Genomic DNA, 24,940 nt, shown 5'->3' with positions numbered 1-24,940 from the left:
GCTGCGCGCCGAGCGGATGTCGAGCTACCCACAGGACTTGTCCACACCTTGTTCACAACTCACTCGACAGGGGTCGCTCGTGATCACGACCACCACCCGCCAGCACACTCTGCGCGGCCACCTGCCCGGCCGCCACCCCGCCCGCGCCGCGGGCTCGGTCGAACACCAGGCCACACTCGCCGCCCGCCTCACCATCCGCGACAAGTGGCTGCTGGCGTTACTGCACGAGCACCGCGTCCTGACCACCAGCCAGATCCAGGACGTCGCATTCCCCTCCGGTCGCTCGACCCGCCAGCGGCTCCGCGATCTCTACCTCTGGCGCGCGGTGTCGCGATTCCAGCCCTTCCAGCAACTCGGCTCCGCCCCGATGCACTACGTCCTCGGCCCGGCCGGCGCGGCCGTGCTCGCCGCCGAACACGGCCTCGAGGTCAAAGACCTGGGGTACCGGCACGACCGCGCCATGGGCATCGCGCACAACCAGCGCCTCGCCCACACCGTCGGGGTGAACGACTTCTTCACCTCACTGATCGCTCGCAGCCGCGCCGCTTCCGCCGCGGCGGAAGCGGTGACGGTGTGGTGGTCGGAATCCCGCTGCGCCCGGCATTTCGGCGACCTCGTCATCCCCGACGGCTACGGCCGCTGGCGCAGCGGCCGCGGCACGGCGGTGCGGGAGGTGGAGTGGTTCCTGGAGTTCGACACCGGCACCGAATCGCTGACCAAGGTCGGACGCAAGCTGCTCGGCTACGCGCGGCTGGCCGAGTCCACCGGCATCGCCACCCCGGTGCTGGTGTGGCTGCCCACCACCCGACGTGAGGCCGGGGCCCGCACCGCACTGGCTCGTGTACACGCCGACCTCGATGTGCCCTGCGCGGTGCCGGTGGCCACCGCGGCCGCCGACCTGCTCAACCCGGCCGCACCGCATCCGAGCCCGGCCGAGGCAGTGTGGCTGCCGCTGACCTCGGCCCGCACCAATCGCGCCGGCCCGCGCTACAGCCTCACCGACCTCCCCGACGCCTGGCCCCGCCTGGCGCCGCCGGCCGACCCCACCGCGCCCGACACCGGTGAGGGCCAGGTCAGTGAGACCGCCGGAGCTTCGCCGTACCGGCTGCCGGCGCCCGCCGCGGTCCCGCCACCGGGCACGCCGAACCGCGTCGCTCGCGGCGAGAACTGACACCAGGCCGCCGGCCGCGCCGACTGCTGCCTCGTCGGGCGGGCCTCCGCCTTGCCTACATGCTCAACGCAAGGAGCGTGATCCACCCGTGGGCACCAAAATCGGCGTCGGCATCGCCGTCCTCGTGCTGGCCATCCCCTTGCTCATCGGCGCTCAGCTCATCGGCATCACCCAGCTGTTCAGCAGCGGCTCTTCGACGGGAGCACTGACCTGCACACCCGATGGGACACCGACCGGAAAGGCGCCGGGGGTGACCGCCGAGCAGCTGATCAACGCGGGCACCATCGTCGCCGTCGGCAAACAGATGGGAGTGCCAGAACCCGGGTGGGTGGTGGCGATCGCCGCCGCTCTCCAGGAGTCCGGCTTGCGCAACCTGCACTACGGCGACCGGGACAGCCTCGGGCTCTTCCAGCAACGCCCCTCCATGGGGTGGGGCACCCCGGACCAGATCACCACCCCCAGCTACGCCGCGACACAGTTTTTCCAGCACCTGCTGGCCACGCCCGACTGGCAGCGCATGAGCGTTACCGACGCCGCCCAAGCCGTGCAACACTCCGGCTTTCCCCACGCCTACGCGAACCACGAACACACCGCGCGGACCATCGTCGCCGCCACATCCGGCGTACGCTGCCAACCCGCACCATCAGCGTCCGGGGACTGCGCGGACATCGCGGCCCCGACCCCGGCGGCTCTCGCTGCGATCAACTATGCGTGCGGGCAACGTGGCCTGCCTTACGTCTGGGGCGGCGACGGCGACACCGGATTCGACTGCAGCGGACTGACCCGCGCGGCCTACGCCGCCGCTGGAATCACCCTGCCACGCACCTCACGCGAGCAGTACGCGGCTGGGCCCCGCCTCCCCGACGGTCAGCCCCTGCTACCCGGCGACCTCGTCTTCTACGCCACCGCAGGCCGTGTGCACCACGTAGGGCTCTATCTCGGCGGTGGCAACATGATCGACGCGCCGGACGTGGGACAAGTCGTACGAGTACACGCATACCGCTACCCGGGCGACGACTACTATCACGCCACTCGACCATCTAATTAGGCTTTATTGCATCTAACGCAACACTCGGGCGCGGTTTGATGCTGCCTGTTTCTGCTGGTCAGGGTACTTCTGGCAGCGCAGGTGAATATCGCGGCGCGTCGTTGAGCTGCACCTTTCGTCATTGGATACAACGATGTTGTATCCAATGCAACCGGATCTTGGGCAGTCCGACGGGTTGATCTGGCTGGCGTGCGCACCTGGTTCTGACGTCCGGGTACGAGATCTGGATGAGGCTGCGGCCGTATTCGAGGCGATGTTGGAAAGGTGGGAACGCCAGCCGTGGAGCCGGCTCCTGGGAACGGAGGCAGCCGCCGATTAGTCCTACAACGCGATCAGCACCGCCGACCTCGCCTGACGGCAGCAGCATCCGAGGCATACGCACAGTTGTGTTGGAACCAAACGAAGCTCAGTTGCGCGTTCAAATAGTGGGCAGCCTGGTTGGTTCGGGCATCTCAATGCATCGGCGGTCCCGGACGCTCCCGCTGCACGCCGATCAATAGGTCCTGAAGAATCGAGACAAGCGGGTCGGCACGGTGGTCGGCAGTCAATTGGAGAGTCATCGCGGTGACCTGGCCGAGGCTCATGATCACCTTCTGCTGATCTTCTGGATGGCCTGGCAGGGGCACCTCTGCCTCTGTCCCTAGCCGGGCTGAAAGCACAATCTGTATTACGTAAGGGATTGTCAACGTGGAAGCAACGAGCATGTCAGCCCAGAGCTGCGGCGTGTCACCCGTCGCCGCCTCCCAAAGCTGCACCGCCTTGACACAGAACACAACCGACGTGAGCATCGTCTCGAACGGGTCCCCGTGGCAGCGTTGCTCCAACAAGCTGGACTGCGTCCTAAAGGTCGCTTCGTCCCCTAGAAGAAACATCGCCACTGCCCCGACGAACGTGCAAGCGGCCAGTGGCTCGACAACACCTCCAGCGGCGAAGCCGTCCAACAGTTGTGTCACCGACCGGACCGCCGAGACTGACACGGGATCAGCTCCAGCGCCGACGAATCGCTCACCCCGATCTTGACTCAAACGCCAGCCGTGAGTGCCAAGTATCGATCGTCTCGCTTCGGCCGGCGCCTGCCTCAGCAGCCACCACAGCTCCCGCGGCCCCCACGGTGGCAGGACCTCCAGATGTGGCGCTTTGGTCCGTACCTCCTCACGTACCGACACGAGGGCGGCAGCGACTAACGCATTGAGACCAGCTAGATCATTATGAACGAGACGCCACGACTGCATCTCGGGCCAGGACTGAACGGCATCAAAGAGATCACCTTCGATCTTGTGACGTACTTGACCTGGACTCTTCCGCTTGAACGGGCCGTAAATCGCGTAGCAAGTCCGTGACTGCATCCCCCAGCCATCACACGTGAAGTCGCCATGCTTGCCGACTGGCCGTACGTCCATGAAGTCGTCACCGTCGACGGCCTTCATGATTTGATGAACTAGCCGTTGGAAGCCCTCTCCGCTTGCTTGTCCAAGCAACTCCCTGAAGCGCAGTTCGGCCCATAGGTCCTCAACCCAGTCCGGAAGATCCACCACTCCACCTCTGACGACGTCTGTTGCACGAAGGACCGTACAACAGGCTGCGTCTCAGAGTGCGAAGCTGCCGACGTCAGCACACGCCAGCAGACCATTCAGTACCTACTAACAGGTCGACCACGGCCTTGGAACAGCTCGTTGTCGGCATCTCGCCACCAAGGCCCGACGAAGGACTTGCGGCACCTCGGTCGTCCTCAGTCAGCGTGCTAAGGACGACACGAACTGGCTAAGCCGCCAGGGAATACGACATGGTTCGAATACCTACACTCCACCAGTTTACTGAGCGGACGAGCGAGGCTTTCACCTTTCCCGAAAGCACCTTCTGGCCTGCGGGGCACCTCCTGCGAGGATGCAGCGTGGCCGCCGAGTTCAATCAGCATGTCGGCGACATCGGGGCGCCGGCGTGCGCGGTGAGCTCGCCCAACTGATAAGACCCTCCTTCACCTCCGGTGAACCTCGGGTCGGTCCACGACTGGTCCCAACGACGCATCGCGCACGTGCCAACGTCACACAACCACGACGCCAATCTCTGAAATAAAGTCAAAATCCTTAACCGCGAACGAACCGATGTCCACAAGAGACGATCTTATTTCACGGATCGCTTGACACGGAGACAGAGACGAAGCGTTCATAGACGTGTAGCCCGAACCACCGGTTGCGCACCGGCGGGCCAACGCCCCGGCCGGGGCATGACCACCCATTCCACAACAGACCCACGGAGTTCGTCATGTCCCGCACGAACCGCACCGCCGCTACCGACACCTCCCCCGACGACCGCCACCTGCAGGCGGTACCCGAGCCTCCCGCCCAGCAGACCACGCTGACCACGGAAGACAAAGTGCGCTCCGCATTGGCCGACAATCCCTGTGCCACCACCGCCGCGCTGGCGATGGCCGCAGGGGTCGGCCGATCGACCGCAGCGAAGATCCTGGCCCGCTGGGGCCGCGACGGCATCGCTCTGCGCACCGCAGGCGACGGGCCCCGCAATCCCGACACCTGGACGCTGACGCCGTCCGACAGCGCCACCACCACACCGGACTCCGCCCCCGCCCCCACGGGCGCGCCCACGAGCGCCGACCACGTCGGCGGCACCAACGCAGCGAGCGCGGAACCGGGCATCACTGACACGCGGGCCGACACGGGCGACGGCCCCTCAACCGAGAACAGCACGGCTACGGGGACATCGACGAACACCTCGGACGTCGACGACAAGCAGACCAACGTCGAGAAGACCACGGGAAGCGCTTCACCCGCCCCCGACGGGCCCGGCGCCCACGTCGACGCCACCCCGCTGCCCGGTCCGGCTGAGGTCGTCCCGGCGCCAAGCGCGAGCGTAGACGGGGGTGCCCAGTCTCCGGACCCAGTCTCTGCGGGCACGACATCCGCCGACGCCGCTCCTGCGGATAAGGATCGGCTGCCCAAGGGCGGATTGCGAGCCATCGTGGAGGAGTACCTGACCCAGCACCCGGGCGAAAGCTTCGGGCCAGCCAAAATTGGCAAGGACCTCGGTCGTTCGGGCGGGGCAGTCAACAACGCGCTGGAGGCGCTGGTCACCACGAGTTACGCGATCAAGACCTGCGAAGCGCCGAAGCGGTTCGCGATCAATCCGGACAAGGTCGACGCGCCGTCGACCGCCGAACCGCAGTAGTTACTCAGGGCTGCCGACTTCTCGGTGCGTCCGCAGGGCTGTGGCCAAATCGCTCGGTTGGCCACAGCCCTGCAACGTGGTCGATTCGGCCGGGAGGCTCCCCTTCGCGGCGGGGACCGGGCGTTGAAAAGACTGAAAGTCGACACGGCGTGACAGGTTCCTGCCTTTGTGGCTTGATCAAGCGTGACGCACGTCGTCGCCCACCACCGATAGACGACGAACTCGTTGCCGGGGCAGGCGAATGCGGACGTGCTGGGCGGGGTGCGGATGCGACACTGTGGACGTGTGTTGTCCACCGGAGGGACATGTGGAGTGAAGGAGCGGTCGTGCGTAGCGCGGTAGTTGCGGTCGATGTCGACGGTGTGCTGGCTGCTGATGCTGCGCTGGCTGGCGGTGAGCATGTACTGGCGGGGCTGGGCTACCGGATGTACGAATTCGCCGGACCCGGCCCCGACGGTCGTGCGGCGGCGGGGACCGTGTGGTTGAACGTGGACCACGGCGCGTGGTTGCGTGAGCTTCATGATCGAGGGGCCGAGCTGGCGTGGGCGACCAGCTGGGGCGCCCGCGCCGCCGACTGGGTCGCGCCGCGTCTCGACCTGCCGGAAATGCCCGTCATCGAGGTGCCCAACCACGGGCCCGCATTCGGCTGGTCGCCCAAGTGCGGGCCGATCCGCCGGTGGGTAGCCGACCGGCCGGTAGCCTGGCTCGACGACAGTTTCGGCGGCAAGGAACTTGGGTGGGCCGAGGACCGACGCAACGACGGCGTCCCTACCTTGATCGTTCCCATCGAGGTCGGACGCGGGCTGCAGCGCAAGCACATCGATGACGTTGTCGCGTGGCTCGACACCGACGTCGCCACGTACCTCGCACGGTAAGCCCTCAGCTCATCGCGATCTCCCCCGCACCGCCAAGACTCCAACCAGCGGTCCGGGCGGCTATCGGCCGTCGGCGGAGTGCACGATGGTGCCCGCGAGTGCCCGGGTGAGCAGAACGCGGCAGGTGCGGCCGTGCCCAACAAGACGTTCCTGCCCCCTGCCGGCGGCGCCTTCCGCGTAACCCCAACCCAAGCCGACGTACTCGTCAGCGGCGAGGAGTCCGCGGATTGCCCGAGAACAACTCGTGCAGTCGTCATCCGCGAACAACGGGTCGAAGGCCGCGAACGTAATCAGACCTGCGGCGGAGCGATCGCTGACCGTGTGCAGGACCAGGCAGAAGCGACGCTTGTGGCCGCTGTGCTGGTCGTGGCAAGTTGCGCCGACGCCCAGGCCGGCAGCTCGGGGTCAGCGGGACCCCAGCGGCGACGGGCGAGGCGTTCAATCACCGAGCGGGAGCGGGCCGCGGAGTGCAGGACCCGCCATCACCTTAGTCAGTCCCGTGGTGGTGAAGGCGTTCGAGCAGGTGGTACTCGCCGTTGCTGGCGCCCCGCTCGTCGACAAGCGCGGTGCGGTCATGGCCGCTTCTCGCCCGTGGGTCGGATCGCCCGGAAGGCGTGCACGATTCCCTCGGATTTTCCGGGCAGCAGGTCGAAGGGCCACTCGTCGCGGTCGACGCGATACGCACCGTCCGGGCCGGGGTCGATCCGCCAGGGCAGGTAGCCGTCGCGGGCGCGGTGGTGCTGGTGGACGTGAACCAGGGTGCCGCCCTCGAAGTACACCAGCGGATAGTCATCGGGAAACTCCTGGTTCGCCGAGGTGCAGTATTCGGCCACGGCCTGGGCGATCTCGGGCCGGAACACCACAACTCGTCCCCCGGCGGCCGCACAGGACTCCACGCGGGCCGGAAACACGCTCCGCGCATGCGTCCCGGGTCCGTAGCTGACCAGCGTTTCGCCCTCACCCGGGGATTGGAGACGCCGGTTCCGCGCGGCCACCGTTCGGTGACGGCGTGCACGGGTCGGGGCGGAGAGGAACCAGCGGCCCAGCTCTCCCAGCGGGTATCGGCCGCCCACGTCGGGGCCGATCTCGTGACGGTGGCGCGCTGCGTCGCCGGTGAAGACCACCAGCTGGTCGTCCTCGAAGCGGGCCAGCGGGTACCAGTCCGGGTCGATCGGGTACACCACGTTCAGCCACTCACACACCGCGTCGGCGACCTCCCGGCGCAACCGGGGCCGCACCCACAAACCGTGGTGGCGGCGAGGTTCAATCACAGCAGGAAAACTGACCTGATGGGGTTCGGCGTGAACGGCGGGCACGAGCTCGATCCAATTCTCGCCGGCGGCGAGGGGCGTGCCCGCAGTCAAGTCCGCGGTAGCAAGGGTGCTCATCGAACGTCTCCTTCGACGGTCGCAGTGTCGTCGGCAGACCGGGTCCAGCGGTGCGCGGTGGGGTCCCAAGTCGCGGTGGTCAGCAGGCGGTTCAAGTCAGGTAGGCCGGGGCCCAGCATCCAGCCGAACTCCTCGCACTCGACCTCTCCCGGCCACCGTCCGGTCCAGACGTCGCGAGGGCATTGGCACGACCGGGCGTGGCCGAGGCGCTGCTGCCCGGTGGCCAGACAGCGGGCCACATCGCAGCCCTCGAGGTGGACTTGGCCGATCCCGACGTAGCAGTCCGGGCACGACGGCTCCAACGCTGCTGCGTTCGCGCTGGTGGGGCGGGCGGTCATTGCGACCTCCTCGTCGTGTCGTGTCGCTCTCCGAGGAAGGCGTCCCAGCCATAGGCCTCCGAGGCCGCGTGGAAGTCGAGCATCCGGAGACCGTCGGCTTTGAGCCTCAGCTGGGTCGCGGCCAAGTTCGCTCCTGCGGTAATGATCTCGGCGAGCCGCAGGTACAGGTGCGCCCATTCGAGGCAACGCTGGTACTCGTCCTGGTCGACGGCGCGACTGCTGCGCGTCGGGTGCAGCGCGCGGGCGCGGGCGAAGAGGGCCTCGGCGGCGGCGCAGTGTTCGGCGGCGCTGCACGGCTCCGGGTTACGAGCCGCGTTGGCGGCGGTGGGTGTGGTGTTCGGCGGCATGGTGTCCTCTGTCGGCGGTGGTGATGGCGGCGTGAGGTCAGTGGGCGGTGAGGACCGCATGGACGTGGTGGTCGGCCAGAACCGGGTGCGAGGTGCTGCGCTTGTCGTCGGCGATGAGCACGCGTGCACCGAAGCGCGGTGGGCCGCCATCGGGGTCGGTCCACCCGTAGAGGGCTGGCAGGCTGGCCAGGGCGTCGCGGGCGGGCTCGGCGGCGGGGTCGCCGTCGCGGTAGCCGAGGACCTGGATCTCCAGCTCGACCGCCGAGGTGTCGGCGGTGACTGCGTAGCGCAGATGCTGCGGCAACTGCTGGCGCAGCGCAGCGAGTTCGGGCAGGGTTCCCGGGCTCGGTGGCAGCGTGAGGTCGGCCAGGATCCGCATGCCCAGGTCCGGCAGGTGATACCAGTGAGTCCGGCCTAGCAGCGGCCCGTAGCGGCGCGAGGTGGTGTCGGCGGCGGCGATCCCGGTGTAGCCGCAGGTATCACGACCGGTTGGGAACGCCACCGGGGTCTCGTCCGGTCCGGGCGGGACGTACTGGCCTGCCCGCGTCGACCATCGCTGTCCGCGCTGGCAGGTCCAGACTGCGCCCGTGTCGAAGGCGTACGTGAGGTCGGTGCCGTGGCTGGTCGGCCATAGCCACGGCCAGCTCGAGCCGGGCGGGCTGGTGGCGTAGCCCGACTCGTCTCGGTGGATCGTGGCGCAGAGTCGCTCGACTCGCCGGCGGAACTCCTCCGCAGTGCCCGCTCGCTCGATGGCGGCGAGGCTGGTGCAGGCGCAGTGGTTGAGGTCGATCGAGGCGATCCAGTCGGCGCCCGGGCCGCGTCCGAGGTAGAAGTCGTGGGTGGTCGCGTAGCTCATCGGGCGTCACCGCCGAGGGTGGGCATGTCGGCGGGTTTCTCCCGCATCAATGGCATGGGTACCGACGGCGGGGCGGCCGGGTCGCGAACCCACGCGCGGATGTCGGGCGGCCCGAGGGGGTCGTCACCTTCGGGGAATCGCGGGTCGTGCGGGTCGATGCGGTGCCAGCGGACGCCGCCGCCGACGGTGACGAACACCGACTCGGAGTCGGGATCGAAGGCGATGATCCAGCTGCTGTTGTGGCTGCTGTACCAGGGCCACGGCCAGCCGAGTTCACGGTGGTAGGCCCGGCCGAGGCGTTCGTCGACCCAGACGTCGAGGGTGTCGGCGACCGCCGCGCGGAAGGTGCGTGCATCGGTCGCGGTCAGGCCCAGCCGCAGCGGCGCGACGGCGAGAAAGTTGTCGGGGAAACACTCTCCCTGCAGGGACCCGATCCAGGCGGCGTTCTCGCCGCGACCGAGGTAGAAGTCGGTGTAGCTCGACATCGGTTGTCCTCCCTTATCGTGGTGGCGCGTAGGGGTTGAGTCGTGCGGGGGCCGGGACGCAGGCGTAGGGATCGGGCGGCCGGTGGGGCGGTGCCCACTCGCGGTGGGCGGTGCTCTGGTCGCGCTCGGCGGCGTGGCCGAGCAGGTAGGCCAGCACGATCACCGGAGTCCAGGGCCCCGGCAGGAGCACGGCGAGCACGGTCCACAAGAGCCGTGTCTTGCTGTCGTGCATGGATTTCTCCTTGCCTATGCGGCGGGTGATGGGAATGGTTGGCTGGGCGAGGGCAGACAGGGAACCGGTTGTCGCGGCAGCACTCTGGATCGCGTCGAGGGCGACCCGGTCAAGTGCTTCGTGACGAGTGGAGATGACGTGGCGGGGTTGTCCGGTGCCGTTGTCGTGGTCGTCGTCATCCCCTGAGGTCCTTTCGGTGGTCGTGTGCTGGAACCGGGGGTTGGGTTTAGGCGCCGGTGGCGTGGGGGCAGTGCGGGTGATGGCCGGGGTCGCCGTGGAATTCGGCGGGGGCGCCCTCTGCGCCGTGGCCCGGATCGGGGTCGCGGGCAGCCGGACCGCTTCGGCACCCGAGGGGGGTGAGCCCTACCGTCGTGATGACGAAGGCCCACGTGCTCTCGGGGTTGCGCAGGGGCACCCGTGCCCGCCATGGCGGGCACGAGAGTCACGGCGTCGTGCGGGACGGTCGGGTCGGCGGTGGCCGATGTGGTGCTCATACCGTCGCTCCTGTGGTGTGGGTCGGTGGTTCCCGGGGGCGGCGCCCCCGGGGGCGGACCGGGTCAGCGGGTGGTGCGCAGGGCGGCGGTGGCGGCCTGCCCGATGGCGCGGGCGGTGGTGGCCGGGTCGGTCAGGGTGTGCACGGTGGCGCCGTGCATCGGGTCGGTGCCGGGCTTGTCGGGTGCCAGCCACAGCACCGCGCACCCGCTGGCCCGCAACTGGTCGAGCATCGTCTGGCCCGGTTTCCGCGTTTCGTACTCGAAGTTGCCGTCGGAGATGATCACCAGCAGCCGCGCGGCGGTCGGGCGGGACAGGTCGAGGGCGCCGTCGAGGGCGCTGATCGCGGTGTCGATGACGTGCCCGCCGATGTGGGTGCCGAACGTGATCACCTTCGCCGGGGTGGCCCCGGGGCGGGTGATCGGGGTGACGATGCCCGCACCGAAGACCACGGTGGCGGTGGTCGCGGGTACGGCGGTGTGGCGGGCAGCGTGGGCGAGGATCCAGGCCGCCGAGGCCACTGGCCCGGTGAAAGCACGCATGGAGTCGGTGACGTCGCAGATGATGCCGAGCCGCAACGGCGGGGTGGGCACGACGCTGCGGGTGGTCCGGGTGAACGGTTCGGCGGTGGGGATCGCGCCCGCCGCGCGTTGGGCGTCGGCGGTCATCGCGCCGCGCATCCGCAACCGTCCCGGTGGCACCGTCGAGCGGGTTTTGGTGGCGGTGCGTTCCCGGTGTCCGGCGGTGCTCAGCGCGTGGGCGAGGTGCCGCGCGGCGGTTTGTTCGGTGACGCTCGGCGCACGGGTGCCCGTGATGTGGCGGGCGGTCGGGTCGTACCCGGTTCCGGCGCCGCCGAATACGGCGTTCGCCGCGTCCTGTGCTTGCTGGCGTGCCTTCTCGTCGGCCGCGCGGGCGTCGATGGCTTGGGTGACGGGGTCGGTGGGGGCGGGCGTGGCGGCGACGGCGTGAGCGATCGCGGCGGCTGCGCTGGTGATCGCGCCCGCCAAGGGCGACGGCGTGCCGTTCCCACTCCCGTTGGTGGCGCTGGGGTCGGGGGTGCCGGGTGGCTGGTTGGGGTCGGTACCGATGGCGTCGCACCAGCGGCGCCCGAGTTCGATCATCCGCGTGGCGTCGTCGTCGGAGGTCCGGTGTGCGGTGCGCCAGATACGGCGCAGTTTCGCGAGGGTGCTGGTTCCGAGAATGCCGCGCACCACCCGGTCGACGGCGACGACTTCGCGGCGGGTCAGGATCCCCGCGTCAACCCGGGCCAGCAACAGCGCGGCACTGCGCGCGGCGTCCTGTGCGGTCATCTGCGGTGCGGCGGCGGGGTCGGCCGCGTGGGTGTCGGCGAGGATCAGGTTGGTGGCACTGGCGCGCAGCCAGTATCGGTCCCCCGGGCGGTACTGGACTTGTCGCGCCTCCATCCGGGTCTCTTCCAACGCCTCGGCAGCGGCCGCCGCGCCCGGGGGTGCGCCCTGCGGTACGCGCCAGCGGGAAAAGTGGGCGTGACCTGCCTCGTGGGTCAGCAGTCCCCAGATGGTCCGGTAACGCTTGCGGTCCCCGACCCGGTGGGGTTCGACCGTGGCGGGGTCGACCCCAGGGTCCAGGTGGGTGCCGTCGACCTCGATGGTGGCGAGGTCGGGGAAAAAGCAGGCCGGCGCGCCGTGTCCGGCCCCGGGGGCGACGGTGACCACGAGATCGTCGCGGTCGGCGATCGCGGGGACCTCGTCGCCGAACGCGGCGGAGAGGGTCAGCCATCCGGTGGCGGCGGGAAACACGGCGGTGGGGGTGGACGCGGCTGCGGCTACGTGGGCGGTCATCTGGTGGGTCCTTTCGGCGACGGTGCGCGCGGGTCGGTGGTGGTGCGGGTTAGAACTGCGCGCCGAGAGACAGCGGGGCGACGTCGGCACCGAAGATGTTGCGCACTGCCTCGGCGACCACGTCCCGGTCCTCCTCGGGGGCGATGCCGATCAGGTTTCCGGCGGCGGCCTTGATGCCCAGCACGTCGGCGATCCGGTTGAAAGCGATCAGCTCACGCAACTGCGGCGCCCATCCGATCTCGCCCTTGTCCTGCCGTCCGGCGAGGTTCTTCGCGACCCGGACCGCTTTCTCGTTGATCTTGAGTTTGGTGGCGAGTTCGTAGTCGGTGGACACGTGGATCTGCGCGGCGAACCGGGAGGAGAGCGCGTCGGTCAGGACCGCACCGTGGACCCCGGGGTTGTGTCCGGCCACGACGTAGAACCCGGGCGCGGCGTCGACCACTTCGTTTTGGTGGGTTTTGATGATGATCTGGCGGCGTCCGTCCATCGCGGGATAGACCACCGCGAGCACGGTCGGGGGTATGAGGGTGGCATCGTCGATGAACAACGCGCGCCCGTCACGCATCGCGGTCACCAGCGGCCCGTAGGCGAATTCGTACCGCCCGTCCGGGGTTTGGGTGTAGGACCCGACGAAGTCGTCGGTCACGGTGTCGCTGTCGCCCTGAATGGTCACGAGGTCGTCGAAGGCGGCCTCCACCACCGAGGTTTTCCCGGTCCCGGGTGGCCCGTACATCAGCGCGGACACGTTCGCGTCCCGTAGCCGCCGCAGCGCGGTCACATCCGACAGGTCGGACAGTTTGCGCGGGTGGTACATCTGCCCGTTGGGACGGCGCACCGGTCCGGTCACCAGCGCGGGAAGTGGGGGCGGTGCGGCGGTCGCCGACGGTGCGGGAGCGGGGGCGGTTGTGGCGCCGCGCGGGGTGACCGTGGCGATTCGCGCGGCGTCGGCGGTGGTGGCGGTCGCGCGGTAGGTCAGCGGGTTGGTTCCGGCTTTTTCGGCTTCGCCGCGCGCTTCCAGCGTCGCCAGTGCGTTCCCGACCGCCCCGGACGACTTCCCGCCGAGCCGGGTGGCGATGGTGCCGGGGGTGAGTGCGGCGGCGGGGGTGCGGGCGAGCTGTTCGGCTACCCTGCGCCGGAGTTCGCCGCCCGGCAGTCGGTTGGCCGCGCCCGCGGCGGCGGGCGCGCTGCCCGGGGCCGCAGTAGTGGCTGGCGTGGTCATGGTGTCGGGTCCTTTCACGAAAGCAAGACGGGCACGGTGTGCCGGGGCGGGGGGGGGGGACGGAGCGGCGGTTCACACCGGGGCGGTGGCGTTGTCGTGGCGGTGACCCGGCAGAGTTGCGGCGGTCTCACACGTAGTCGAGATAGACCGACACCCAGACGTTGCCGGTTTCCTGCAGGATCTCGCCCACGACGTACTCGACACCGTCGTGCAGAATCCGGGTGCCGACCGGGGGAAGCGCGGCCAGTTCAGCCGCCACGTGGCCTTCGTCGGGGGCGACGTCGTCGGGCATGAACAGCCGTGCCCTGATCAGCGGGATGACCCGGACCACGGTCTCGGGCAGCTGTTCGTCGACAATGCGGCGGGCCTCGCCGTTGCGAATCCGCACCGCGCCCGTTGCGGCGGGTGTCGTGCCCGGGATCAAACTGGTTGACGGCGTGGTCATCGGTGGTTCCTTTCGCGACTGGCGGGGGCGCAGTGCTCCCCGATCGTGAATTGACGGCTTTCCGATATCCCGGTTTGGTAGTTCAGATTCAGAATGGGGTCCGTTTGCGTTTCCAGCTTTCCCGGTGACGCAACAAACGTAACTCGATCCCGGTGCGTCGCGCAATAGTTTTCGCGGGCAATTTTGAGTAATTGTGGCCGAATTTCGCCGCAGTCAATGGGAATTCCTGTTGTGTTTGCGCAGGCCAGACAGCTGTCATCAGCTTCGGAAACGGGAACGCCGGCCAGAGGTGCGGCCGCGGATAAATACAAATAGATACGGAAGGCAAGAAGGGCATGAGGCGACGAGAGGGCGCTGGCGAGAAGCGGGGAACCGTGGACAAAACTGCATGACATCGGTGCCGGGCCTGATGTGCTTACCTGCTTGGTGTCAAGCGAGTCTGGGACACCGGTGGATCCCCCTGCGGGGTTCATGAGCTGTGAGAACGTCCGAGACGGGGGGATCCGCCTTAGGCGGATACCGGAGAACGAGGCGGATCGGCAGGGGCAACGGCCCCCCGGATGGCAGTCACCCTCTGCATCGACCTTCCGCGCCCCGATTGCAGCGGGTGACCGCTGGTACGGGTGACACGCGGCGCTCAGGGCTCCGGCGTCACACACGGAGCCGAGATTGTGTGCACGGAACCGTGCCGCAGTCGCGGCGCGCGAGGGCGGCACGCGACGCGTGATGCGCAGCGGTGACGTCATCGCGGTGAAATAGAGTGGCGTACACACGGGATTCTTTTTCTTCGGCCTCGTCGAGGGGGGCTGCCACAGTCGACGCTAACATCGGCGCGACCACGGTCGCGGTACGATATCGAGGTATTTCGCTGTTCCGCTTAATTACCTTTGGTCCACATGATCGACGTCTCGATGGCGGTGTTGCCGCGGTGTGCACGAGAACCGTCGGCGTGGACATTCACGGCACCGCGGGCGAGGAGAGATCGTCGAGCGGTATCCCGGTCTCGCGTTCGCGTAGCCGGCGGGCGAGGTCGATGGTGTCTGCGGTGGGCCTCAGGTCGACTTCGGCCAGGCGGGTCTGCAGCAGTGTGAGAGTGCGGGAAATTCCGTCGTGCCGGCCCAGAGCGTGCTGCATGCGCATGATGTCGCGGTAGAGCAGTTCGTTGTGCGGGTCGAAGCTGCGCGCGGTTTCCAGGAGGTCCAGGGTGTAGTCCGGGTCGTCCTCGACCCGGGCGCGCGCGAGCGCAGCGACGGCTTCGAGTGCGTCACGCCGCGTGGCTTCCCGGGCGGCGACGAGCCACTCGGCATCCAGTCCCTCGGCCATCTGTCCGCCGTAGTGCGCCACGATGGCCTCGTAGGCGCCGGTGCGCTGCTCGGGCGTGGTGGCGATTCGGCGGGCGGTGACCGCGTCGGCGAAGCCCCAGTAGTCCACCTCGACGACGGCCGGATCGAGCCGGTAGTGACCGTGCTCGGCCAGGATCAGGTCGCCGACGGCGCCGTGGGTGGCGGTGTCGAGCGTGCGGCGGATCCGGGAGACGACGGTGCGCAGAACGCTGGCGGGGTTGCGGGGCGGCTGGTCGGGCCACAAGGCGTCGACGATCCCGTCCCGGGACGTTCCGCCAGGGTGTACTGCGAGGAACACCAGCAGTTCGACCGGCCGGCTGCTCAGCCCTCCGGACAGGTCGCGCCTGCCAGTGTCAGGTCGGTCCGGGTCGCGATGCCAGTGCAGGGCCGGAGTGCCGAAGACCGCCAATCTCAGCGGTGCGGGGCTCGCCGGGTCCGCGCCGGCCGTTGCCGGCAGCGTGCGCGGATCGCGGTCAGGTGCACCGGCGTCGGCGGAAGCCGGCTCCGGGATGGGGCGGTCCGAGGTGATTTCCAGACGAGCGGGCGCGGTCGGACCTGTATCGGGCTGGGCCGGGTCGACACGTGATGGTGTCGCCGCACGCTCGGACACGAGGCCGCCACGGTCGCGGTCATAGTTCGCGTCGCCGGGTTCGTCGGGGGCTTGCGCGGTGTGCAGGAAGCTCAGTAGGTCGCGGGTGGCGGTCTCGGGCAGGGTGAAACTGCGGGTGCCACGCAAGGGTTCGCCGAGCCCGGGGTCGGTCGCGGAGATGATCCCGGCGGCGGTGACGTAGGCGGTCACCCCGGGCCGCCATTGGCCCAGCAGCAGGGCCGTGACGCCGTGCTGGGCCTCGTTGTCGAGCAGGTGCTGCAGCCGCGCCTGCCGCCCCGGTTCGCCGGGCGGTGTCGCGATCAGGACGGCGGGCCGGGATGATTCCGGGCCATCGATGGCGGACAGCGCAGTGTCCAGGTCGGCCACGACGCCTAGCGTCTGCGGTAAATCCGTCACGGGCCCGGGCACGCCCAGCAGGCGGGTCAGGTCGGCGGCGGGTACGTGCACTTGCGGCGCCGGTGTGCTCTCGCGCGCGGTGGTGAGGATGGTGAGCAGCAGCGCGCGGGCCGCGGCGTAGCCGCCGGGCCCGACCAGGCCGAGGCCGTGCACGCGAGCCAGGTCGAGGGCGACGGGGGTCACCTCGCCCGCTGCGGAGTTGGTGGTTCCGGCGGCGGCGCCCGGCGCGGTCGTGTGGACGGCGATGTCGACCGTCCACGGTGGCGTCGCCGGTCCGCTGCCGGTACCGGTGGGCGCGGCGGCGACCACGCGCCGGCTGCGAGGAACAAGCACCTGCACGTGGCCCTCGTTGTCTCGGTGAACGGGTTCACGACGGTGCAGCGGAACGAGGGGGACGTCGGCCCCGGGATCGCGGGCGCCGTCGGACTCGCATTCGATGTCCAGTGCAGTGTCTTCGTCGTGGTGCTGCGCGCGCACGTGCGCCTGGCGCAGCTGATACACCACGGGCGCGACCGGTATGTCGTCGTCACCTCGGCCGCGACCGGGCCGGTAGCGCGCCTGACGGCGGCGCCGCGCGCGCAGGACCAGGGCACTGACCCCAGCGGCGAGGCCGAGACCGATGAACACCTCACCGCTGCCCCACGTCACCGCGCCGCCGGCGGCGCGGTCCGTTGCTCTGTCGGTACCGGCGTTCACCTCGGCAAGGGCCGGGTGGGGAGGCAGCGGCGTGATCGTGCCCGGCACCGCGGGTACGGGCTCGATCTCGGGTTCCGCAGTGGCAGGGACCGGGCCCGACGGTTGCGGCGGGGAGACGGGAGAATCGGCCACGTGGCCGGCGGCGGGGACCCGGAGGACGTCGCCGGGGTGAATCAGGTGCGGGTTGGTCAACACGCGTCCGCTGGGCTGGGCGCTGCCCTGATTGAGTGACCAGATCTCCGGCCACCGGTCCCCGTCGCCCAGGCAGCGTTGCGCGATGCGCCACAGCGAGTCGTGCACACCACTTTCCGGCAGCCGGACCCGCTCAGTCCCCGCAGGAGTAGACAGCGCAGGCGATCGGCTGGCGGTGTACTCGTCGGCGACTGGTGTGGGCCCGGCTGGGCTGATCACGGCCGCCGATGCGGCGCTGACAGAGCGGGCGGCATCGGTAGGAGCTGATGGTGCGGCGGTGGCGGTGCGGCCCAGCACCGCCACGAGCAGCGCACCGACGAGCACCGTCGCGACGCGCCGGACCGGACCTGCCTGCCGGCGCAGATGCGGCCACCGGGCGCCCCGTGCGACGTCGAGGACGCAGGCCGCGACGTCGAAGACGAACACCAGCCACAGCGCCCACAACAGGCACGTGAGAATGTCGAGTAGGAGAGTGGTCGACATCGGTGCCATCAGCACCGCCCCGAGCTCGTCGGAGCTCGGCAGATGATCCGGCAGCGGCCACCCGACGCCGTAGATGAGCGCCCAGGGCAGTCCGGCCACCAGCGCAGCCAGCACGCCGAGCGCGAGCAGTCCCCGTAGGCCCAGACCCACCAGCCGGACGGTGCGCGTGATCGGTGTCCGGCGGACCATCAGCTGCTCGCCGACCCGGCCGCGGCTCCGGTGGACTCGGTCGGCGCCGTTAGCGCGGTGCGTGCGGCACGCGGCTCGGTGGCCACCGACGTGCTGTTACTGCCGGCGTCTTGGGGCTTCACCCGTGGGCGTGTGCGTTTGCCGCTGCGGGCGGGCTTGGCTGCGTGGTCGAGCCAGATGGTGAGGTCAGCGACGGGGATGTCGGTGACCTGCGCCAGCTCGGCCACGTCGAAAACCTCACCGGCCTCGGTCAGGACTTTCCCGAGTTCACGTTCGAGCTGGGCGAGCTGCCCGGCCAGCTCGGTGTGCCGGCGGGCCATCTGGCCCACGACGGTGGCCGCCTGGGCTCGGCGGGCGCTGCGTTCGGCATCGCGTTCCTCGATGCGGCGGTTGATCTCGTTCTCCGAGGTGACCATGCCGTGTCTCCTTGTCTCGGTGTCGCCCTGCGTCAGGGCTCGATTGCCTGAACTGCCGTGAGTTCGTGGAGCGAACTCAGGCCGAGGTCGAGCCGTTGCGCTGGTGGGATTGGATTTACTCGATCGCCTGGAGAACCCGACAGAGCTCGAGGTTTCCGACGGATTCGTCGAAGTCGCCGACAGCACAACACGCAGCGAGACGCACATCGGGGCGCTCGTTGGCCTCAGAACGGTAACGGTAGATGTGCTCTTGACCCCAGACTTGCCAGCGTTCACCTTCCGTTCACGTGCAGCCGTACGCCAATTTAGGTGAACGGGTGACAGTTCATTCCGTGTACAACGTTTGGTCCACGACACCAGGAGGCGATCATGCTTGAGAGCGTCGGCATTGTTGGTGCGCTCGCAACGGCAGGCATGGTCGTGCGGCAGGTACTGCTCCTTGCCATAGCTCTGCGTGGCACGAAACCCAGCGAGCGTCCTGCGATCATCCGTGCCCTGACAGGTTTTACCCACGCCACAAGAGCACAACGAGACAGGCGCCAACGAACACTCGGCTAATGAGCACATTTCAGGGACCGACATGCTGCCAGCTCCCAGGACCCGCATTCCTTGCCGTGAATTTCTCCACGGGTCCAACGGCTTCGGCGTGCACCGTAAACGTCGCGAGCGGGATCACGTTGACCACCGTCCCGGTGACCTTCTCGGCTGAGCATCCACCAACGGTGGCAAGCGAGGACGCCCACCACAGGGTTCGCCAAACGAAGCCCTCAGTTACGCTCGTCTGAACGGTCCGCACGTCAGTTCCCACCCATCGACCCATCGGAATTCGCGAACTCACGGTCTTCGCCGGTGATCCCGCGCTGTGGGTGTGCGGCAGCGTGCCCGTGGGTGTGGATGTCTTCGACACCGATCAGTGACAGCAGCTGGGTGCGGTAGGTGGCTGTGACCTCGACGGTCACGGTGTCCCCGGCGACCGCGACGGTGCCGGTGGCGCCGATGCTCGCCAGGTACCGCTGCGCGAGCTCCCGGGCCAAGGCGGGATCGAGCCGGAGGGCTCCGGTGGCGCGGTAGGCGGTGAGGTCGAGACCTTGGGCGCCGGCCCGGGCGGCGGACTCGGCCGCTCCGCCGGCGCGGATTTTGCTCGCCAGCGCGAGGCCGCCGTCCAGACTCAAGCCAGCCAGGGCGAGCAGCCCGATCAGCAGCACCAGCACGAACGCTGAGAGCTGGCCCCGCTCGGCGCGCCACCACGCAGCCCACCTGCCGTCGTTTCCGTGGCGGGTCATGGCGTCGCTCCGGTCGCGGGGGCCGAGCGTTGTGCGTCGACCACCTCGCTGGCCGTCGATTTCAGGGTCTTCTCGCGGGGCACGGCGAGGAGCAGGGCCTGGCCGAGGTCGACGGTGCAGCGCACGCTGACCGTGATCGTCGCGGCGGGGGCGAGCGTTCCCGTCATCGTGGTGGCCACATGGCGGCACACGACCCCGGCGTGGGCAAGCGCGGCGCTCGCGGTCTGCTGTGCGGCGGTGGTGGCGGCGGGAGTGCTGCGTTGCAGGGTTGCGGCGCGGGCGGCCTGGTGGGCGGCGTCGTCGAGCCGCAGCCGGGCATCGACGCCGCGGTGCACCACGACGGCCACGAACACCAGGAGCACGGCCAGCAGCGGGGTCAGCAGCACGGCCTCGACGGTCACCGAACCGCGCTCGGCACTCCACCACCGCCGCCGCGCCCTCTCGCGTGTCGGCGTCGACGACGTCACGACGGCCTCGGCTTGTCGGGCTCGCTGCCGCGAAACCATGGGAAACGACGAGTCGCGGCTCCTCCGGCGGCCGCGTGGCTGCCCGGTACCTGTAGCCACGACGATGCCGGCCGCTCCCACGGGAACGCTCCGGCTTGCGTGATATCTCGAGCCGCGGTGAGGTAGGCGTGTAGGTTCCGTGGCAACGCTTCCGCCCGCTGCCCCAGGGCCCGCACCCGGTCGCGCCCGGGCACGGCGGCGAGGGTGCGGTCGGTGCGGGTGGCTAGGTCAGCGTGCCGGAGTTTCGCCTCCCACGCCCGCGACAACGCGAGGCAGCCGCGCATATGCCCCACGACCTCAGCCAAGGCCTCGTCGATCGCGGCGACCGCCTCGCGCGCCGCGGCGGCCAGCTCACCGACCTCGGCATCCGGGTCGCCCGCGAGTTCCTGTGCCAGGCTGCGGGCCCCGCGGGTGCGCTCCAGCGCAGCCAACGTCTCCCACACCACCTCGTGCACCTCACGGCACAGCACAGGATCGAACCAGGCTCGCCCCCAGCTGCGGTGAAGTTCGTCCACACCAGCGATCAGCTCCCGCACGCCCGCGGCGACCAGCGCACCGAGATCGGCAAAATCTCTGCTGCGCAGGAAGAACTCGCCTCGCACACGGTCGAGCCGACACGGGTTGGCCGCGCCGTGACGGTGATCGACCATCACCCGGATGGCGCGGCGCCACCCGGCCGCCACGCTCGCGCCGACAGTGAGAATCCCGAATGCGAGCGCGTCTCCCGCTACGGCACCCGCACCCGAGCGGGCCGCAAGCGCAGCGAACACCGCGATGGCAGCCCCTGTAAGTCCGGTAAGGACAATTCGGTGCGGGAGTCCGGCACGGACACACTCGTCGCGCCATCGTCGATCGGGGACAGCGGGATTCATGAGCAGGGAGTCCGGTCCGTCGGGGAACAAGCCCGTGACCACGGGCGTGGACGGTCTGGTGGTGGTGTCGCGGGTCATCGGGTGTCCTTTCGGCCCTGGAGCCGGGATCTTCTGCGTGAGCAGGAAAGTCAGGGTGCGGAGGCCGTGTCCGGCACGAAACGCTCAGTCCCGCCTGAGGCTTCGGCATGCACGTGCAGGTGTACGCCGGGCAGGACGGCGGTGGCCTCGCCGCTGATACTTACCGACACCGTGTCTGCGCCGCGGGACACCTCGAGGTCGGGGTTACGCAGTGGGCCAGCAGCGAGGTCCTCGAGCAGTCGCCGGCCGGCGACGAGTCCGGTGCCGGTGGTGCCGTCCTGGGTGCGGGCGGCGGCCAGCGCCTCGGAGGCGGCGGCCTGGGCGACATGCGTGGCGTGCGACCACACCGCGAACTGGATGATCGCCAGCAGGACCAGCAGCAGCAGCGGAGTCGCGATGACCAGTTCAACGGTGACCTCGCCACGGTCTCCGCGCACGGCCTGCCGGAGACGGGTCCACACCCGGCGAGCGCGGTCTCGTGGCTGCCGGCGGCGCTGGTGGATGAATCGGGCGAGCATCGTCAGCCGAGCCCAAGGTCGATCGATGCCGCCTTCGCCGTGAGCTTGGCGACGATGATCGCGACAATGACGATCGCGGCGATGGCCATCAGCGCGGTGACGATGACCGTGGTGGTGATTTCTCCGCGCTCGGGCTCAGCGCGCAACAGGGTGATGCGTGCTCGCATCAATTCCCAGAAGGTCCGTACGTGGTGCAACATGACTTCGACCTCTTTCCGTTGTCGTGCAATACCTTTCGCGCAGCCGGCGTGGGCCGCTGAACCCAGCTAGAGTCCATTAAGGATCTGAGTCACCGCCGGGTAGGCGATGAACCCGAGGAAGCCGAGGAACAGCAGCGTCACCGGCAGAGCCATACGTTCGGTGGCGGAATGGGCATCGGCTTCGGCGTCGGTGAGCTGATGGGTGCGCAGCGCGTGTGCCTTCGCCGCCAGGGATGCCCGCACGCGAGCGCCTTCGGTGCCGGCCAGGGAGATCGACGCGGCGAGCTCGGCCAGTTCGTTGATGCCGAGTTCGTCGCCAAGCCTGCGCAGCGTGGCCCACGGCGTGGTGCGGGTCAGCTGCGCAGCGCGTAGAGCACGGCGGATCTTGCCGAACGCCGGGCCCGCTCCGACCGCTGCGGCGTCGGTGAGTGCGGCCTCGACGCCGGCGCCGCCGGCGAGGGTGATCCAGACGAGGTCGAGGAACGCCGAGAGCGCGCTGCGGAATTCGCGCCGCATCCGGGTCGCCTTGGCACGAACGTCGAGATCGGGTGCCAGGAAGCCGAGTACGCCGAGCGTCAGCCCGGCCAGCAGCGGCACCTGCACACCCGGCGACCGCCCTCCCAGGGCCAGGAGGACTTGGAGCAGCCACGGCGCCAGCAGCCCGGCTACGGCGAGCAGGGCTTTCGCGGCGAGGTGGCTGTCGGTGCCGCGGCCGGTGATCCGCAGATCGTTGTCGATCGTGGCGCCGGGCAGGCCCAGCATCCGCAGGCCGGGCACGAATATCCGGCCCCACACGGCGACCCACGCGACATCCTCGGCGACCACGATCGGCGCGGCAGACGGTCGTGCGCGGATCTGAGCGAGCCGGTCACGCAACGCCGGGCGCGGCGGCAGGACCCACGTCAGTACGAGCCACAAGCCGACGCCGGCACCAGCGCCGAAGGCGAGAGCGGGAATCACGACGGCCCACCTCCGTCGACGACGGTCTCGCCGCCGTCACGCGCTCCGGTCGCACCGCGCGCGTCCAACGCCAGGACCCTCACCGGTCCCCCGCCGACGGCGATGCGGGCGAGCCAGCCGAATCCGGCGGCGAGCAGGCCGCCGATGAGCAACAGGACCACTTGGCCAGTGGCGGTGTCGTAGACGTCGAGGTAGGCGCGGTTGAACACCGCGACCCCGGTGGCGAACGCGACGGTCGTCGTGACGATGAGCCGCACAGACGTGCGGGTCCGCGCCCGACCGGCCTCGACCCGCATCCGCATTGCGGCCTGCCCGCGGGCGGTGATCGCCAGCGACCCGAGCAAGTCGCCGAGCTGGCGGGCCTGGTGCTCCGCGGCGAGGATCAAGGCCGCGAGGACGAGATCGGCGCTCGGGTCGTCCAGCTCGCGAGCCAACGCTCGCAGTGCTGGCGCCAGGCGCTGCCCGCTTTCCAGCCGCGCCGTGAGTGTGGCGACCTCGGCGCGGATCGCCGCGGGGGCGAGCGGGGCGGTGGTGAGGATGGCTTGTTCGAGCCCGGCCGCCGCCGCGAGCACGTCGCGCAGCATTTCCGTCCACGAGGCGATCGCCTCGATCCGGGCGACCCGCCGCGCGTGAGCGCGGTCCGGGCCGACCAGCCGGGGCAGGAACCACACCGCTGCGGCCGCCAGCACGGCGCCGGCCACCCATCCCGTTGCGGCCCCGGTTACGGCGCCCACGGCGACCACCACGGTCAGGCGCGCCAGCGCGCGTCGATCGCCGGCGAAGCGGCGGACGGCACGACGCAGCCGGCTTCCACGTGGCACCGTCATTCCTGACGTGGTTCGTGGCCAGTCGGTGATGATCAGCAGCACGCCGGCGGCAGTCCCTGCCCCGAGCGTGGCGGCGACGATCGTGGTGGTGTCGACGTTCATGGCGTCCACCACCCGTCCGGGCGCGCGAGCAGATCGGGGTCGAATCCGGCCGCGACGAGATCGTCGAGGGTGTCCGTGCGCAACGCCCCGGCCACCGGCACCGCGCGGCGGTCCGGGCCACGGCGGTAGACCTCGTTGGAGATCACCGCCCCGCCTTCTGCGTCGACCACCTCGCGGACCGAGGCGATCACCCGCGTCCTCCGGTCGGCGGCGCGGTCCAGGTGCACGACGAAATGCACCGCGCTCGCCACCAGCAACGCGGTCGCCTCCAGCGGCAGCCGCTCCGGGCCTTGCGCGGCGTAGGAGGCGAGCCGGGTGAACGCGATCTTCGAACTGGAGGCGTGCAGGGTGGCCATGGAGCCGTCGTTGCCCTGGGACATGGCGTTGCACATCGGGATGACCTCGGGCCCGCGGATCTCGCCGACGATCACCCGGTCCGGGCTCATCCGCAGTCCCCAGCGGACCAGTTCGGCCTGATCGACGGCACCTTCGCCCTCGACGTTGCGTTCGCGGGCCTGCAGCGCGGTGACGTCGGCGTGCCGTTCGGGATCCAGTCCGAGCCCCAGTTCGAAGGCGTCCTCGATGGTCACGAGCCGTTCCAGCGGGTCCATCTCGCCAGCCAGGGCGCGTAGCATCGTGGTCTTTCCGGCGCCGGTGCCGCCGGTGATCAGCACGTTCTTGCGAGCGCGTACCAGCGCGCGCAGGAACCGTTCCAATCCGACGTCGAGGGTGCCGCGGCGGCGCAGCTGAGCGAGGGTGGCGGTGAGGTAGCCGTGCCGGCGGATCGTGCACGCAGTCACCCCGCCCGCGGTCAGGCCCAGCACGGCGAAGAGCCGCTCGCCGCCGGGCAGTTGCAGGTTCAGCGCGGGTGAGCCGCGGTCGAAGCGGCGCTCCTCGGAGGACGCCCGCGCGGCCAGTGCGCGGATCAGGTTGGTCAGTTCGTCGTTCGAGGCGGCCACCGGGGCGGCCTGGGTGCGGCGGCCATCGTTGTGCTGGACGAAGACCCGGTCGTAGCGATTGACCGCGATCGTCTCCACCGTCGGATCGGCCAGCAACGGCTGCAGACCGCCGAGGCCGAACACCTCGTCCAGCACCCGCTCGATGAGCGGCTCCTCGGTGCCGGAGTCGACTAATTCCCGGCCAGCCACCAGTTCGGCCTCGCTGTGCGCGGCGACCGCGTCGGCGAGGACCTCGCGGGCGATCTCCCGCCGGCGTGGCAGGGGCAGCGGGCCGTCACCCGGGCGGGTCACCGCCTCGACGCGTGCGGGCAAGTTCAGGGTGAGTGCCTGCCGCAGCCGGACGTGGAGCCGGAACGCAGCGTCCACGGGCTCGGCGACAGCCCCGGACGGTGGGGTGGGGTGCATGCTCGC

The 24,940-nt window shown here is 69.6% G+C and carries 24 protein-coding genes; 4 read left to right on the top strand and 20 right to left on the bottom strand.

What is annotated here, in order from left to right; all coding sequences use genetic code 11:
* Positions 1-79 precede the first annotated feature (79 nt).
* Together AB0N03_RS32135 and AB0N03_RS32130 are read left to right on the top strand one after the other, a co-directional pair.
* The gene (locus AB0N03_RS32135) at positions 80-1,171 is read left to right on the top strand and encodes a replication-relaxation family protein (protein WP_364379349.1); all 1,092 of its coding nucleotides are present in this window, start codon (positions 80-82) and stop codon (positions 1,169-1,171) included.
* Between the two features lie 88 nt (positions 1,172-1,259).
* Positions 1,260-2,219: a C40 family peptidase gene (locus AB0N03_RS32130; RefSeq protein ID WP_364379346.1), complete on the top strand. Its 960-nt coding sequence runs from the start codon at positions 1,260-1,262 to the stop codon at positions 2,217-2,219.
* A gap of 452 nt (positions 2,220-2,671) precedes the next feature.
* Here the strand turns inward: AB0N03_RS32130 and AB0N03_RS32125 are convergent, their stop codons facing one another.
* A complete protein-coding gene (locus tag AB0N03_RS32125; RefSeq protein WP_364379343.1) occupies positions 2,672-3,751 on the bottom strand; it encodes a hypothetical protein in 1,080 nt (359 codons plus the stop codon).
* 730 nt (positions 3,752-4,481) lie between these two features.
* On the opposite strand from AB0N03_RS32125, the gene AB0N03_RS32120 reads away from it, so the two are divergent.
* Positions 4,482-5,402 (top strand): hypothetical protein, encoded by a 921-nt coding sequence (locus AB0N03_RS32120; protein ID WP_364379340.1) that lies wholly within the window; start codon positions 4,482-4,484, stop codon positions 5,400-5,402.
* 326 nt (positions 5,403-5,728) lie between these two features.
* On the top strand, positions 5,729-6,277 hold the full coding sequence (locus AB0N03_RS32115) for a hypothetical protein (protein WP_364379337.1): 549 nt from the start codon (positions 5,729-5,731) through the stop codon (positions 6,275-6,277).
* Positions 6,278-6,849: 572 nt separating this feature from the next.
* On the opposite strand, the gene AB0N03_RS32110 is transcribed toward AB0N03_RS32115, so the two are convergent.
* The 19 genes from AB0N03_RS32110 to AB0N03_RS32020 form a co-directional block, all read right to left on the bottom strand.
* A complete protein-coding gene (locus tag AB0N03_RS32110; RefSeq protein WP_364379334.1) occupies positions 6,850-7,665 on the bottom strand; it encodes a hypothetical protein in 816 nt (271 codons plus the stop codon).
* A complete protein-coding gene (locus tag AB0N03_RS32105; RefSeq protein WP_364379331.1) occupies positions 7,662-8,003 on the bottom strand; it encodes a hypothetical protein in 342 nt (113 codons plus the stop codon). The genes AB0N03_RS32110 and AB0N03_RS32105 overlap by 4 nt, the downstream gene beginning before the upstream one ends.
* A complete protein-coding gene (locus AB0N03_RS32100; RefSeq protein ID WP_364379328.1) occupies positions 8,000-8,350 on the bottom strand; it encodes a hypothetical protein in 351 nt (116 codons plus the stop codon). Before AB0N03_RS32100 ends, AB0N03_RS32105 begins: the two co-directional genes overlap by 4 nt.
* Positions 8,351-8,387: 37 nt before the next feature.
* A complete protein-coding gene (locus tag AB0N03_RS32095; protein WP_364379325.1) occupies positions 8,388-9,206 on the bottom strand; it encodes a hypothetical protein in 819 nt (272 codons plus the stop codon).
* A complete protein-coding gene (locus AB0N03_RS32090) occupies positions 9,203-9,691 on the bottom strand; it encodes a hypothetical protein (protein WP_364379322.1) in 489 nt (162 codons plus the stop codon). Before AB0N03_RS32090 ends, AB0N03_RS32095 begins: the two co-directional genes overlap by 4 nt.
* 13 nt (positions 9,692-9,704) lie before the next feature.
* On the bottom strand, positions 9,705-9,923 hold the full coding sequence (locus AB0N03_RS32085) for a hypothetical protein (RefSeq protein WP_364379319.1): 219 nt from the start codon (positions 9,921-9,923) through the stop codon (positions 9,705-9,707).
* Positions 9,924-10,480: 557 nt separating this feature from the next.
* On the bottom strand, positions 10,481-12,235 hold the full coding sequence (locus AB0N03_RS32080; protein ID WP_364379316.1) for a hypothetical protein: 1,755 nt from the start codon (positions 12,233-12,235) through the stop codon (positions 10,481-10,483).
* Positions 12,236-12,284: 49 nt separating this feature from the next.
* Entirely contained in the window at positions 12,285-13,454 is a 1,170-nt protein-coding gene (locus tag AB0N03_RS32075) for an AAA family ATPase (protein ID WP_364379313.1), read from the bottom strand.
* Positions 13,455-13,581: 127 nt separating this feature from the next.
* Positions 13,582-13,899 carry a hypothetical protein gene (locus tag AB0N03_RS32070; RefSeq protein ID WP_364379310.1) on the bottom strand — a complete coding sequence of 106 codons (318 nt, stop codon included), beginning with the start codon at positions 13,897-13,899 and terminating at the stop codon, positions 13,582-13,584.
* Between the two features lie 957 nt (positions 13,900-14,856).
* On the bottom strand, positions 14,857-17,733 hold the full coding sequence (locus tag AB0N03_RS32065; RefSeq protein ID WP_364379307.1) for a BTAD domain-containing putative transcriptional regulator: 2,877 nt from the start codon (positions 17,731-17,733) through the stop codon (positions 14,857-14,859).
* 74 nt (positions 17,734-17,807) lie between these two features.
* Positions 17,808-18,224, bottom strand: a complete 417-nt coding sequence (locus AB0N03_RS32060; protein WP_364379304.1) for a hypothetical protein — start codon at positions 18,222-18,224, stop codon at positions 17,808-17,810.
* 797 nt (positions 18,225-19,021) lie between these two features.
* Positions 19,022-19,507 (bottom strand): pilus assembly protein TadG-related protein, encoded by a 486-nt coding sequence (locus AB0N03_RS32055; protein ID WP_364379302.1) that lies wholly within the window; start codon positions 19,505-19,507, stop codon positions 19,022-19,024.
* On the bottom strand, positions 19,504-19,908 hold the full coding sequence (locus AB0N03_RS32050; protein ID WP_364379299.1) for a TadE/TadG family type IV pilus assembly protein: 405 nt from the start codon (positions 19,906-19,908) through the stop codon (positions 19,504-19,506). Before AB0N03_RS32050 ends, AB0N03_RS32055 begins: the two co-directional genes overlap by 4 nt.
* 62 nt (positions 19,909-19,970) lie before the next feature.
* Entirely contained in the window at positions 19,971-20,963 is a 993-nt protein-coding gene (locus tag AB0N03_RS32045) for a hypothetical protein (RefSeq protein WP_364379296.1), read from the bottom strand.
* Between the two features lie 50 nt (positions 20,964-21,013).
* The gene (locus AB0N03_RS32040; protein WP_364379293.1) at positions 21,014-21,424 is read right to left on the bottom strand and encodes a TadE/TadG family type IV pilus assembly protein; all 411 of its coding nucleotides are present in this window, start codon (positions 21,422-21,424) and stop codon (positions 21,014-21,016) included.
* 59 nt (positions 21,425-21,483) lie between these two features.
* Positions 21,484-21,681: a hypothetical protein gene (locus tag AB0N03_RS32035; RefSeq protein WP_364379291.1), complete on the bottom strand. Its 198-nt coding sequence runs from the start codon at positions 21,679-21,681 to the stop codon at positions 21,484-21,486.
* A 66-nt stretch (positions 21,682-21,747) separates the two neighbouring features.
* Complete coding sequence (locus AB0N03_RS32030; protein ID WP_364379288.1) at positions 21,748-22,641, bottom strand: type II secretion system F family protein; 894 nt, start codon at positions 22,639-22,641, stop codon at positions 21,748-21,750.
* Positions 22,638-23,570, bottom strand: coding sequence for a pilus assembly protein TadB (locus AB0N03_RS32025; RefSeq protein WP_364379285.1), 933 nt, complete (start codon positions 23,568-23,570; stop codon positions 22,638-22,640). Before AB0N03_RS32025 ends, AB0N03_RS32030 begins: the two co-directional genes overlap by 4 nt.
* The gene (locus AB0N03_RS32020) at positions 23,567-24,934 is read right to left on the bottom strand and encodes an ATPase, T2SS/T4P/T4SS family (protein ID WP_364379416.1); all 1,368 of its coding nucleotides are present in this window, start codon (positions 24,932-24,934) and stop codon (positions 23,567-23,569) included. The genes AB0N03_RS32025 and AB0N03_RS32020 overlap by 4 nt, the downstream gene beginning before the upstream one ends.
* Between the last annotated feature and the right edge of the window lie 6 nt (positions 24,935-24,940).

It is taken from the genome of Amycolatopsis sp. NPDC051061 (genome assembly GCF_040682935.1).
GTDB lineage: Bacteria > Actinomycetota > Actinomycetes > Mycobacteriales > Pseudonocardiaceae > Amycolatopsis.
The sequence above is the reverse complement of the archived record's forward strand: the minus strand, read 5'-3'. Positions and strand labels throughout refer to the sequence as shown.

Excerpts from the sequence above, each read along its gene's own strand:
- AB0N03_RS32120 (WP_364379340.1), top strand. The coding sequence starts at position 4,482 with ATGTCCCGCACGAACCGCACCGCCGCTACCGACACCTCCCCCGACGAC.
- AB0N03_RS32110 (WP_364379334.1), bottom strand. The coding sequence starts at position 7,665 with ATGAGCACCCTTGCTACCGCGGACTTGACTGCGGGCACGCCCCTCGCC.
- AB0N03_RS32105 (WP_364379331.1), bottom strand. The coding sequence starts at position 8,003 with ATGACCGCCCGCCCCACCAGCGCGAACGCAGCAGCGTTGGAGCCGTCG.
- AB0N03_RS32100 (WP_364379328.1), bottom strand. The coding sequence starts at position 8,350 with ATGCCGCCGAACACCACACCCACCGCCGCCAACGCGGCTCGTAACCCG.
- AB0N03_RS32095 (WP_364379325.1), bottom strand. The coding sequence starts at position 9,206 with ATGAGCTACGCGACCACCCACGACTTCTACCTCGGACGCGGCCCGGGC.
- AB0N03_RS32090 (WP_364379322.1), bottom strand. The coding sequence starts at position 9,691 with ATGTCGAGCTACACCGACTTCTACCTCGGTCGCGGCGAGAACGCCGCC.
- AB0N03_RS32085 (WP_364379319.1), bottom strand. The coding sequence starts at position 9,923 with ATGCACGACAGCAAGACACGGCTCTTGTGGACCGTGCTCGCCGTGCTC.
- AB0N03_RS32080 (WP_364379316.1), bottom strand. The coding sequence starts at position 12,235 with ATGACCGCCCACGTAGCCGCAGCCGCGTCCACCCCCACCGCCGTGTTT.
- AB0N03_RS32075 (WP_364379313.1), bottom strand. The coding sequence starts at position 13,454 with ATGACCACGCCAGCCACTACTGCGGCCCCGGGCAGCGCGCCCGCCGCC.
- AB0N03_RS32070 (WP_364379310.1), bottom strand. The coding sequence starts at position 13,899 with ATGACCACGCCGTCAACCAGTTTGATCCCGGGCACGACACCCGCCGCA.
- AB0N03_RS32060 (WP_364379304.1), bottom strand. The coding sequence starts at position 18,224 with ATGGTCACCTCGGAGAACGAGATCAACCGCCGCATCGAGGAACGCGAT.
- AB0N03_RS32055 (WP_364379302.1), bottom strand. The coding sequence starts at position 19,507 with ATGACCCGCCACGGAAACGACGGCAGGTGGGCTGCGTGGTGGCGCGCC.
- AB0N03_RS32045 (WP_364379296.1), bottom strand. The coding sequence starts at position 20,963 with ATGACCCGCGACACCACCACCAGACCGTCCACGCCCGTGGTCACGGGC.
- AB0N03_RS32035 (WP_364379291.1), bottom strand. The coding sequence starts at position 21,681 with ATGTTGCACCACGTACGGACCTTCTGGGAATTGATGCGAGCACGCATC.
- AB0N03_RS32025 (WP_364379285.1), bottom strand. The coding sequence starts at position 23,570 with ATGAACGTCGACACCACCACGATCGTCGCCGCCACGCTCGGGGCAGGG.
- AB0N03_RS32020 (WP_364379416.1), bottom strand. The coding sequence starts at position 24,934 with ATGCACCCCACCCCACCGTCCGGGGCTGTCGCCGAGCCCGTGGACGCT.